Origin of the sequence: Gaetbulibacter sp. M235, from assembly GCF_043876835.1 — a bacterium.
In the GTDB taxonomy this organism is placed as follows: Bacteria; Bacteroidota; Bacteroidia; order Flavobacteriales; family Flavobacteriaceae; genus Yeosuana.
Genome location: NZ_JBAWJZ010000006.1, coordinates 247,570 through 258,969 on the forward strand (window position 1 = coordinate 247,570; position 11,400 = coordinate 258,969).

Here is an 11,400-nt window from a genome sequence, read left to right on the forward strand (position 1 = left end):
TCTGCTATTTGATTTGCTCCTGTAATTCGGTTAAATGTTGGTTTAAATTGATAAGTGTACTGATGATTTTTTCCTTGTCAGTAAATGAAAGTTTTAGGTTGTTGTAAACATCCAAAGTATTTTTTACAGCTTTTTTGTAAACCATTACATTTTCTGCCATTGTTTGTTTAGTTTCAGAGCCAATGAACCATTTCAAGCCTTTTTTTATGTTGTCATTGCATTGGAAAATCTGTTGAACACCCTTGTCTTGGTCATACAAACGGGAAAATTCAACAGTATCAAAACATATTTTTGCAATAGTATCGGCTATAGGTTTAGTAATTTGTATTTCACTTTTTTTCATTCAATCTTTATTTTAGAAATAGAAATATTTGAAGTAGATGAAAACGACTATTCCAAGAATTACCATAACAATTGATGGCACAATTAAATGTTCGATTTCTTTGTGCCAATCCTGAATAGATTCGTAAGTTTTGCTGTCACCTTCATCGTAGAAAAATCCCATTTTACTTATTAAGTTTTGTTATTACAAAGTTCGGGTGAAAGGAATATATAAATCATCAAGTTTATAGACAGAAGTATAAAAATTTTATAAAGATGAGAGTTGTAAAAAACAGTGTTTTACTTTTTCTTAAAGACATCCATAACCGACATAATAAAAAGAAAGAGTATCACAGCTATTAGTAAAATTGCACCTACAGTATGCATAATTATTATAAATTTTATTCAATAGCAAAATAACGGCAATAGCTATAAGTAAAAGATAAAATTTTTTGCAGGGAGGTAAAGATTGTATAAGGAAGTTTATTGAAAACGATAACCAACACCGCTTTCAGTAATGAAGTGTTGCGGATTGTTAGGGTTGTTTTCTGTTTTTTTACGAAGCGTACCCACAAAAACCCGTAGATATTGGGTTTCGGTTTGGTAGCCAACGCCCCAAATTTCTTTTAGAATATATTGATGTGTCAATACTTTGCCTTCATTTTTGGCAAACAATGCCAACAAGTTATACTCGGTGGAAGTGAGTTTTATTATTTCGTTGTTTTTCTTAACAATTCGAGCAATAAGGTCTATTTCAATATCACCACAAATGACTGTCGAGATATTTTCAGTATTTTGACTTCGCTTTATTGCAGAACGGATACGTGCCAATAGTTCACCTGTACGGAAAGGCTTGGTTAAATAGTCGGTTGCTCCATTGTCTAACGCTGTAACAATATCAGTTTCGCTGTCTTGTACCGAAAGTATAATAACAGGTTTGTTATACCATTCTTTAAGTTCCTGCAAAATTTTGTGTCCACTTTTGTCAGGCAAACCAATGTCGAGCAAAATCAAATCAGGTGGATGACTGGCAGATAAAATCAAGCCTTCTTTTCCCGTACTTGCCTGAACGACTTTATAATCGTTACTTTCTAAATTGATTTGAAGCAATTTACGAATTTGAGGCTCGTCATCTATTATAAGTATTTCTGCCTTATTCATTTTTTAAATTATTGATATACGATGTTTCCGCAGGGATTTCAATGGTGAATTTTGCACCACCTTGTAACAAATTTCCCAAGTGAACCTTTCCGTTCATCGCTTCTGTAAAACCTTTTACTATGGAAAGCCCTAATCCTGTTCCACCTGTTGCGGTGTTGTTTAATCGGTAAAATTTATTGAAAACCAAATTTATTTCGTTTTCGGGAAACCCTTTGCCATTGTCTGAAATTTGAATGATACAATGCGTTTCGCTGTGGCTTAACTCAATGGTTATCGTTGAATTTTCAGGTGTATGTTGCAAAGCGTTATGAATGATGTTTTGTAGAATTTGTTCTACCAAACCACTATCAAATTTAAACAAAGGCAAATTTTCGTTAGGCGTAAACTCAATTATATTATTGTTGGTTTCATCTTTTTCATCCTTAATTGCCGTAAAAACAAGTTCATTCAAATCGCACCAGTCATTTTTTGGTTGAATAAATCCCGCCTCTAATCTACTCATATTGAGTAAGTTTTTAACTTGTCTGTTTAAGCGAAACCCTGCAATTTCAATTTCGGAAAACAGTTCTTCTCGGTTGTGGTCAGAAAGTTTTGTGTGTCTGTCCTTGATTGTATCAATGGCTCCAATGATGGTTGAAATGGGCGTTCTCAACTCGTGCGAAAGTGAGTTGAGCAAAGTATTGTAAAGTTTTATGCTCTTTTCTTTGTTTTCTTTATCTTTTTCTTTTTGTTGAAAGTCCTTGATTTTAAACGTTAATACGGCATTAATTAAAGCAATGACAAAATACATCAAAAACATTAGGGTATCTTCTATATTGTCAATATGAAACGTGAAAACAGGAGGGATGAACAAAAAATTCCATATCAAGGCACTTAACAATGCTGAAAGCAGTACAGGAAAAATGTCAAACAAAATTGCGTTGAGCGAAACAGCTAACAATAAAATTAAGGCTACAGCTTGATATCCAACAAATTCAACGGAATAAAAACAAACAATAGTAGTAACTGCAATAAATAGAATACTTATTACATATTGGTTTATTTTACTGTAATTTCTAGTTTTAAGAATGTCCAATATTTTTATTACAAAGTTATAGTTTTAGGTATAAAGATTTTGTAAAAATGTCAGTCATTTGAGTATTGGCAAGATTGGCTCTTTTGGTTTTTTTAGCGTTGGATTGTGTGTCGGCAAAATACCAAATGTGCCAATGAGCGCAGGGTTTCAGGTATGACGCACAACGGTCTCGGCTATGAGTAGTTGCGTGGGTTAGAGGTTAACTTTGCAAGTACACACCAAACTGAAAATCCGCGAGGATTTTCAGAAGTAGGAGAGAACAAGCAATTACTTATAGCCATTGTTGTGCAACGTTTTTTATATTAATAAACTTCGTTCAAATTTATCTAAATTCGGTTTTAGAGATTCCAACGATTTTTTTCCTAAATCAATAATTTCCAACCAATTTTTGTCATTTAAAATAGCTCTATTGTCATAGTCATCATTATTTGGTGATTCGTATTCGGAAAGCAATTTGTGCCAATCTGAAATTATCTCATATTCAGCTTTTGTTACAAATTCCGATTCGATATGCTTTTTATATCCATCTGATAAATCCAAATCGTCAAAGTAAGAACACATAAATTCTATGAATGAATAATATGGATTCGTGTTTTTTGAGTCGAGCCAAGTTTTTTTCTGATATTCTAAATTGGTTAAATCTTTAATCATTAGAATCCAATTCCTTCTCCACGTTTCTTTGTCCATTTTTATATTCTCAATCTCAATATTTTTAGGGACTTTTTTTCTTGGAAGAAATCCCCAAAGTTTGTTGTCAGGTGTTTTACTTTTATATCTGAATTTTATGTATGGTCTTGCTCCATCTGTAGGTGCAAACTCCTCTTTTAAATATCCTCTTTCTTCTCTCGTTAATTCTCTTACGCTACCATTTTCTTCAACGTGAACATACTCAAATTCCGAATCTGGTTTTATCTCAATGAGAAATTCCGTTTCCGATTTTTCAATTACATTTTGAGATTGTCTGTCATTCAAACTTTCTGTTGTTTTCTTAAAAAATCCGAATATTTTCATCTTTGGTCAAATGTTGCACAACGTTTGGTATATGGAAAGTTGCGTGTTTGTGTGCGAGGATTTTCCGAAGGAAAATCAGAAGCTAGCAAACAAAGCAACTAACATTGGTTTAGCTAAAACTAGCAATTTTTTATATACTTTGTTGTGCCTCGTTTTTATTATTAGTATATGCATTCATTTCTTACTTTCACGCCTTTTGCTTCTAATTTCTTTTTCATTTCCAACCAAGTTTTGTCTCTTAATGTTCCTGCTGGATAAAGTTTATTTCTAAAATCATTTGTTATAACTCACATACAGTTTGGTTGTTTTCCTTGGCTCTCAAAAACTACTTCTTTTATATCAGAATAATTGTAAATTATTTCTTTCCAAATGAAATTATGATTCCGAATAATTAAAAAGTCTTTTGTTAGTCCAAAGTAGTGCATTAACCAAGAATGCAATACAAACCAAAAAGTACCAAAAAGGAAAAAGAATATTAAACCTCCTAATTTTAGACTTGTTCCTTTAATAATTATCGGAAAAGCAAAAACTCCAATTAGAACCCAAAGTGAAATTCCCCTCAAACTTGTGAACTGATTTCCTTTAAATATTTCTGTGTTTTCAAATCGAAGTTTGCTACTATTAACTTTCTTTGGTGTATTTATTTTAAATTCTTGCTTGTTGATAATGACTTGTTCGAGAAACGATTTCACTTCGTAACTATTTGAATACATATCATCGAACAAAATTTTATCTCTACCATCATTAAATAAAATTGCAGTTCCCTCCATTGGAAAGTTTATTATAAAGCGAAAAGGCATTTTTCCTGTTAGTATTACATCTTTGATACTGTTTAGTCTAAACGTCTCATTTCCAATTTTTAAATTATTTCGGTCAATAGTAATTTTCGGTGAATTTTTCCAATATGAATAGACCATCCAAATCGCTAAAAGACAAATTAGACAGCCAAAAATTGGCATGATAATACGTTTGGTCTCCGCTTGTTGATTTGGTTCATTTTCTAAACCAATGAAAATCATAAATGAACCTAAAGCAAATAAAAAAAGAAATCCAAATGCTAATGTTGCATAGAATTTTAATGGGTGTCTTTGTGTTTCAATTATATTCATTAAGTTTTTTTCAAATGAGGCACAACGGTTTGGCTATGATTCCGTTGCGGAGAAAAATCAGAGATTTTTCGGAGTAGGAATCGAGCCAAGTTAAAGGTAATGATTTTTGGTTTAGCATGTTGCGAGCAATGGATTATAGCCGTTGTTGTGGTGCGTTTTTTTTATTTTATTTCACTCCGTTGGAAGTCGAAAAGGTTCCCATTTGTCTTTTACTGATTTTCTATCTGCGCCAAAGTCCAATGGCATTTCATACAAGTCGTTAACAGTTGGGTCAAGTTCTGTCGCTTGCTTTAGAGAAATCAGTTTTGCATTCTTGTCCGTGTGGTCATCTTGTCCACACATAAATTGCCAATCTCCGTTTGCATCGTGAGACACAAAAAGAATAGTTCTTTCGCCTTTCAATATGTGGTCGCAGGTAAAACAAGCTTTGTTTTCAGGGTCTTTAAATTTGAATACAGTTTTTTTATTTTGTCCAAAAAGGTTGAATATGCTCATTGAGATGATAGTCGTTATTAAAAGTTGCTGTTTCATTTAATGCACCACAACGGTTACGTATAAGAATAGTGCGTAGTTTGAGTGCGAGGATTTTCCGAAGGAAAATCAGATGCAAGCAAACAAGCACTAACTTTTTGATTTAGGAATAAACTTACGCATTATTTTTATACAATGTTGGCAATAGTATTTTATATTTCCTTCCCATTTGGATTTGATTTGATTAATTCAATAGCGTTATCTATTGTGTATGCAATCACAATTCCAGTATTAGCCTTTAATTTAATTTGTGTTGGTTTATTGTTTAAATAAGTTTCTTGTAATTCAAAGCGATAGGATGAAATTATACCACAAACATTAAAAACATTGCTATTTCCTTCTTTGAACACTACAGGACCTCCAGAAAATCCAGGGTTATTATGTCCGTCAATTAGCATATATTTTGCAGGTGGTTCCATAAATATAGCTGACAAAATTCCTTTTTTTACCAACGGGAAAGGAAACTCTCTATTTAAAGAACCAACTTCAGATTTTAATCCATAAGGGAAACCCAGAAAATATAAATCCTGACCGTAAGCAATTCCGCCAAATTTTGTGGGTAATGGTAAGTCTTTATTTAATAATATATCTGTTGCAAATACAGAGACGTCAGAATATTTTGAATGTCCTGTTAATTTTACTTGAACTTTTTGCCATTTTTTCTTATAAAACAATTCTACAATTTCTCCGTTTTTTAGATTTTCAATTACGTGTTTTGCAGTCACAAAATACTGTTTACCTTCAAAGTCTATAGTAAAACAAGTGCCAGTTCCATTTTTATATTTGATGTGATATGTTCTTGCTATTACGTTTGCTGTTATCATTTATTAAATTTCAGGTTAGGTTACCAATATTATTGCCAACGTTGTTGTATATGGTTTGTTGCGTTGTTTAAGCACCTAATTTAGCAAATAAAAACCGAATAGAAAATCCGCGAGGATTTTCGTAAGTAGGCTAGAACTAGCAATAAATTATATACGGTGTTACCACCAGTTTTTTACTGTTTCTATAAATTCCGACTTTTTATGTTTTCTCAAACTATTGTCATTAATTATTTCAAAAATGGCATTTTCAAAATCTAAATAAATTTTCTTTTCTGAAAAGTTCCAACTTTTTCTTTTATGTTTCCAATTGTAATTATAAAGACCTTTATATTTCTTCATAATTTCAAACCGTTCGTTTTTGTGTTGTTTTTCTATTGAAATTAATTCTTCTTCTCTTTTTTTAGATTCATTTTCTTGAATTGATTCAATTTGGTTTTCCTTTAAAGTTAAAGCACTTTTTAATTTTAACTTTTTCTCTTCTATAGAGTTTAATTCTTCTTTGAAGCTTTTTTTATTTTTTTTAAGAAAAGACTTTAATTGTGATTTTATTTCCTTTTTTGTATTTGATTTTTTTTCTAATAGTATTCCTACGTTATTTTTTAGTTCAATTATTTCTTCTTTAGTTTTCTTTAATTTTTCTGAAGGATTTACAATTAAACGATACTTTTGATTTTTAGAAATTTGTTCAAATTCAGTTTTAGACTTGAAATGAAGTATAGTTGGAAAAAATGTAGCTTCACTTTCTTTTTCTATTAAAGCACATTTAGAAAATGAAGACGAGCTAACTTCATTTGGCTTTATGTATTTATAATCTGAATAATTTTCAATTTTGCAATTTTCTAATTCGTTTATTCTCGTTAAAATATTCTGTTTGTTTTGAAGTTCCTCTTTTAGTTTTTTTATATTTTCCTTAATCTCTAAATACTCTTTTTTTTGAGCTAAATTAAAATCATTTAAAGTGCTAGAATAGAAGTAATTCTTATTAATAATTATTTTAATTGTTTCTTTAAACTCCTCTAATAATTCTTTTACTTCTCTAATTTTACCTTTTAAATTAGAAACTTTGTAACCAAGATTTCTTAAATCATATTCAATGTCTTTAAGTTCTTCTTTGGCTTGTTTTAACTCTAAACTATCTTCAGGTTCATAGTACATTAAACTTCTATGACTTTCTTCTAAATATCTTAATTGAGTCTTTACTTGGCTACTTATACTAAAGTTGTCTTTAAAGTCATTGGCATTAATTAGCCAAATCATTTTACCATAAAATTTTTCTCGAATTTTGATAGTTGTGCTTGAAATAGATGAATTTTGTAATTCTAAAACTAAGTTATTAGGTGTTTTGATGTCAGCAATATGTTTTTCAAAATCCTTTTCGATTATTACTTCTTGCCAGTCATCTGGAAATTCGTTTTTCCATTCACGATGCCATTCAGTTTCTCCATCGTTCCAAGAATCACAATTCTGAATTTCTATATGTCTCCAATGGTGTATATTTATTTCGCCACAATAAGCTCGAACACTCTGTCTGCATAATTGACAAAATCCCAATTTTCCTTTTTCGGGTGAAATCCGTTTATTATTTTCATCGATTGCTTTTAACAAAGTTCGAGGTTTTTTTCAAATTGGTGGTAACGGTTTTGGCTATGGTTTCGTTGCGTGAAAATCCGCGAGGATTTTCCGCCGTAAACCGAAGATAGCAAATTTGCGAGGACTTTCCGAAAGGAAAGTCAGAAGCAATGAACTATAGCCGGTGTTGTGTACAGTTTTTTTATTCAATTTCGTTTATTGTATCCAAAAAGTATTCGGTCAGATTTTTATATTCTATTTCTCCTGGAATCCAACTTGCAAATTTCCAATATTTCCATTTGTCATTTTTGTCAGTTGGCGGTATTAAAAGAAACCATTGCTCTTCTTGCTTTCCAGCAACAATTATACTTTTATTTAATTCTTTTCCAATATCTTCTGTTTGTTTTTGACTCCAAATTTTAATCATATCTGGGTCAAAATTTTTCAAATATTCAATTTGATTTATTTTCTCAAAACTTGGCTCAACTGCATCATTATAAGTCGGATATCCATTTGCTATTTTTAGAAATTCTTTGTAGTCGGCAGGTAATTTAATTGCAAGCCTTAATTCAGTTTCTTCAATTTCTTTTTCTGTTGCGGGAAGATTTCCAATCCATTTATTTTTGATTTGCTCGGAAGTGAAATAATTATTGTCATTTGTAGTCAATGACTTTTGGAATAGGTCAGTCAGTATTTTTTTCATTTCACTTGTTTGATTTGAAGTCAATTTTGTCAAATCCTTTGAGTTTCCACAAGACAACAAAAGAAATAGGATTCCAAACGTAAATTTGTTAATTGCTGTCATTTCTCAAATTGTACACAACGTTTATGTATAAGGAAAGTTGCGTGTTTGTGAGCGAGGATTTTCCGAAGGAAAATCAGATGCTAGCAAACGAGCAACTAACTTTGGTTTAGCTAAAACTAGCAATTTTTTTTATACGGTGTTAGCAAAAGTTTATAATCCTATTAGCATACCAATATTTCCACTTAAATTTTGATTAGCTCTCCAACCAGTACCAGATTTTAATTCGGAATCAATTGGACTCATTCCATATTGTCCTCCCAAATCAAGAGTAATTTTTAAATTTTTTTTCAATTTATAAATAGCTCCAATTCCACCAGAAAACCCTGAATCATATGGCTTGAATTCATCTTTATTATTTTTAATATCTTTTTCACCCATTGTACTATTTACCTTGATAAGTTCTTGTCTAGCAGACATTAGTCTACTTCCATATATACCAAAATTTAAATAACCTTGTAAATTTCCTTTTCCTAGTCTCCATTCAGCCATAAGAGGCATTACTAAGTAGTTTAATTTTTGTGTTAAAAGCCCTCTTTCAAAAGAACCGACTTCAATCAAAATCCCTTTTCCTTCATATTTTAGCTTTGATTTCAGAGCCCAATTTCTGGAAAAGTTTAATTTACCTGTAATTCCAAATGATATTCTTTTTATATCAGAACCTTTTACATATTTAGCCTCAATATATCGAAAATCGCTAATATTTAATCCTATCTCAGGACCTATTTCAAATTTTGAATTTTGAGCAACAATATTAAAAAAGGAAATAAAAAATATTAGCTGCAATATTATTTTTGTCATTCAATTTGAGTTTGTTTTTAATTTTTGCTAACGTTGATGTATATGGAAAGTTGCGTGTTTGTGAGCGAGGATTTTCCGAAGGAAAATCAGAAGCTAGCAAACGAGCAACTAACATTGGTTTAGCTAAAACTAGCAATTTTTTATATACGGTGTTACCAGCCGTAGTTTTTTTCTTTTTACCATATAATATTACTCCAATATTGTTGTCCTATTGCTAATTTTGCTTTAGAAATAATTGCGTTTTTTTCTGTCGAGTTAAGTAAGTCTGACAAAATATTAGTTGAGTTTGCTGGGTCAACAATTCGGCTAGAAAGTGGATTACTTGTATCCTTACTTAATTCTTGTAAAATAAACCAAAAATTGTCTCCAAGTTTGGAATAGTCTTTTGATTTTCCTGATAAAATATTGATGGTTAAATATTCTAAATAAACAGAAGAAAAATCAAGTCCATTAAGTTCTCTCCATATTTTTAAAAGTTTTATTTCATTTAATCTACCTGAACCAGAAACATCATTAATATGCTTTTGGATATTCGTTTGTCTCCAGGAATCTATTTTTGAAACATAAATCCAATGGTCGTTTGTGTTTCCTGAATGCTTTCGAGCAGGTGTAATATCCACTTCCAAAGTTCCAATTTCAATCCTAAAAGAAACGTTTTGTTTTCTAACAGGGTTATATCTTGCTTTTAGATGTGAATGCAACGAATCGTATATACTTTTTAATCCTCCACTATTTGAATTGCAACTACTTGATAGTGAAATTAGATAGTCAACGTCAGAAGCTAATGATATTGCTGTGCCTTTGGCTCTAGAGCCAGAATTGATGATTGAAATGTAGCAGGAAGAAGCCCAAGATTCAAGACTAGATTTTAGTGTTGAAATATTTGAATTATAACTTTCTAAATTTCTTGGTGCATACTTATCTAAAATTGTTTGTAAATACATATTAATTTCAGTCAAAACTTGTGGTTATTAATGAATTCAAAATATCGTTAAGTAATCGTCCTTTAAAGTTCACAACCACTGTGTTTGATTTATTCGCAATCTCTGACATCTTATCGTGAGGAATTGAACCAGCTTTTGCGAAAATGATAACTGCAGTATTGTGATTTCGTCTTGCTAAAAAAATATGGTCTATCTGATTACTGCTTGTTTCCCAGTCGACAATTAAAAGAGTGTGGTCTTTTGCTTTATCAATGTTATCTAAAGTAATATGAATTACATTTCCTTTTTTAAATATGTCTGTATCAGTTATACATTCTTTCAACGAAGAATATGCTTCAGCACTTCCAATAATAGCAACTTTTCTGCGCCAAACAGCTTTTCCAATTCTAAATACTAAAGGTGAAATTCCAAGTACAATACATACTATTCTGTATATAATTCCAATTGTTGCAAAAACAACTGTAAGTCCACCAACAATTATAAATATTGGGTGATTAAAAAAATCGACTATTTGTTGGATAATATTCATTGTTTGTTAGTTTTTTGGTTGTTGTTCGTTGTTTTTTTCTATGGCTGGTAACGGTATTTTATAAGATTTGTGCGACTGAGAAATCGGAGATTTTTCGGATGTAGCAAATCGTTAGTTGAATGTTTGTCGGTTCATTATTTAGTTTAAATGTAAGCATAAATTTTATGAGGTGTTGTACGCAGGCTTTTATTCAGGTTTATATTCAAATATTATTTTCGGATTTACAGATTCCGATTCTTTTTTTTGTCTAAAAATCTTTAATTTCTCATTATACTTAATTGTTAAAGTATCAAAACTTTTCCACTCAAAACTTATGTCTGTCGTTTTAATATTTGCTAAACTCGCAGAAAAAATCAGTTCAGAATTTTCAATTTCTGTCGGGTAATTACAATCAGATGCAGTAATCTGGATTGAATTATTAGCTGTTGCGTTTCCATTCAGTTCATACATTGCAACTTTTCGTAATCCTTCATAATCACATTCCTGTTTGATAAGCAATTCAATTGGTTTTTCGAACAAGCCAAAATTGGTGAACCAAATTCCGAATCCGATAATTGTAATTATTCCTCCCAATAAAATCAGGATTGTGGTTTTTCTTTTATTTTTCATTGGATTTTTTGTTCCTCAATTTTTTTCTGCTTGCGTACAACGGTTATGTATAAGAATAGTGCGTAGTTTGAGTGCGAGGATTTTCCGAAGGAAAATCAGATGCAAGCAAACAAG

14 protein-coding genes are annotated in these 11,400 nt (G+C 31.0%); all 14 read right to left on the reverse strand.

Features of this window, described 5'->3' with window-relative positions; genetic code table 11:
• Window positions 1–4: 4 nt before the first annotated feature.
• Window positions 5–343 (reverse strand): hypothetical protein, encoded by a 339-nt coding sequence (locus V8G69_RS11780; protein ID WP_394882142.1) that lies wholly within the window; start codon window positions 341–343, stop codon window positions 5–7.
• A gap of 12 nt (window positions 344–355) precedes the next feature.
• Window positions 356–505 carry a hypothetical protein gene (locus V8G69_RS11785; protein ID WP_394882143.1) on the reverse strand — a complete coding sequence of 50 codons (150 nt, stop codon included), beginning with the start codon at window positions 503–505 and terminating at the stop codon, window positions 356–358.
• A gap of 299 nt (window positions 506–804) precedes the next feature.
• Window positions 805–1,482 (reverse strand): response regulator, encoded by a 678-nt coding sequence (locus V8G69_RS11790; protein ID WP_394882144.1) that lies wholly within the window; start codon window positions 1,480–1,482, stop codon window positions 805–807.
• Window positions 1,475–2,557, reverse strand: a complete 1,083-nt coding sequence (locus V8G69_RS11795; RefSeq protein ID WP_394882146.1) for an ATP-binding protein — start codon at window positions 2,555–2,557, stop codon at window positions 1,475–1,477. The genes V8G69_RS11790 and V8G69_RS11795 overlap by 8 nt, the downstream gene beginning before the upstream one ends.
• Before the next feature lie 297 nt (window positions 2,558–2,854).
• Window positions 2,855–3,568 (reverse strand): hypothetical protein, encoded by a 714-nt coding sequence (locus V8G69_RS11800; RefSeq protein WP_394882147.1) that lies wholly within the window; start codon window positions 3,566–3,568, stop codon window positions 2,855–2,857.
• 287 nt (window positions 3,569–3,855) lie between these two features.
• Window positions 3,856–4,677 carry a hypothetical protein gene (locus tag V8G69_RS11805; protein WP_394882148.1) on the reverse strand — a complete coding sequence of 274 codons (822 nt, stop codon included), beginning with the start codon at window positions 4,675–4,677 and terminating at the stop codon, window positions 3,856–3,858.
• 171 nt (window positions 4,678–4,848) lie between these two features.
• A complete protein-coding gene (locus V8G69_RS11810) occupies window positions 4,849–5,172 on the reverse strand; it encodes a hypothetical protein (protein WP_394882150.1) in 324 nt (107 codons plus the stop codon).
• A gap of 188 nt (window positions 5,173–5,360) precedes the next feature.
• A complete protein-coding gene (locus V8G69_RS11815; protein WP_394882152.1) occupies window positions 5,361–6,032 on the reverse strand; it encodes a serine protease in 672 nt (223 codons plus the stop codon).
• 159 nt (window positions 6,033–6,191) lie between these two features.
• Window positions 6,192–7,637 carry a hypothetical protein gene (locus V8G69_RS11820; RefSeq protein WP_394882153.1) on the reverse strand — a complete coding sequence of 482 codons (1,446 nt, stop codon included), beginning with the start codon at window positions 7,635–7,637 and terminating at the stop codon, window positions 6,192–6,194.
• 166 nt (window positions 7,638–7,803) lie between these two features.
• The gene (locus V8G69_RS11825) at window positions 7,804–8,304 is read right to left on the reverse strand and encodes an SMI1/KNR4 family protein (protein ID WP_394882154.1); all 501 of its coding nucleotides are present in this window, start codon (window positions 8,302–8,304) and stop codon (window positions 7,804–7,806) included.
• 252 nt (window positions 8,305–8,556) lie between these two features.
• Window positions 8,557–9,204 carry a porin family protein gene (locus tag V8G69_RS11830; protein WP_394882155.1) on the reverse strand — a complete coding sequence of 216 codons (648 nt, stop codon included), beginning with the start codon at window positions 9,202–9,204 and terminating at the stop codon, window positions 8,557–8,559.
• 176 nt (window positions 9,205–9,380) lie between these two features.
• Window positions 9,381–10,163 (reverse strand): nucleotidyltransferase, encoded by a 783-nt coding sequence (locus V8G69_RS11835; RefSeq protein ID WP_394882156.1) that lies wholly within the window; start codon window positions 10,161–10,163, stop codon window positions 9,381–9,383.
• The gene (locus tag V8G69_RS11840; RefSeq protein WP_394882157.1) at window positions 10,156–10,677 is read right to left on the reverse strand and encodes a hypothetical protein; all 522 of its coding nucleotides are present in this window, start codon (window positions 10,675–10,677) and stop codon (window positions 10,156–10,158) included. Before V8G69_RS11840 ends, V8G69_RS11835 begins: the two co-directional genes overlap by 8 nt.
• 186 nt (window positions 10,678–10,863) lie before the next feature.
• Window positions 10,864–11,286: a hypothetical protein gene (locus tag V8G69_RS11845; protein ID WP_394882158.1), complete on the reverse strand. Its 423-nt coding sequence runs from the start codon at window positions 11,284–11,286 to the stop codon at window positions 10,864–10,866.
• Window positions 11,287–11,400: the final 114 nt, after the last annotated feature.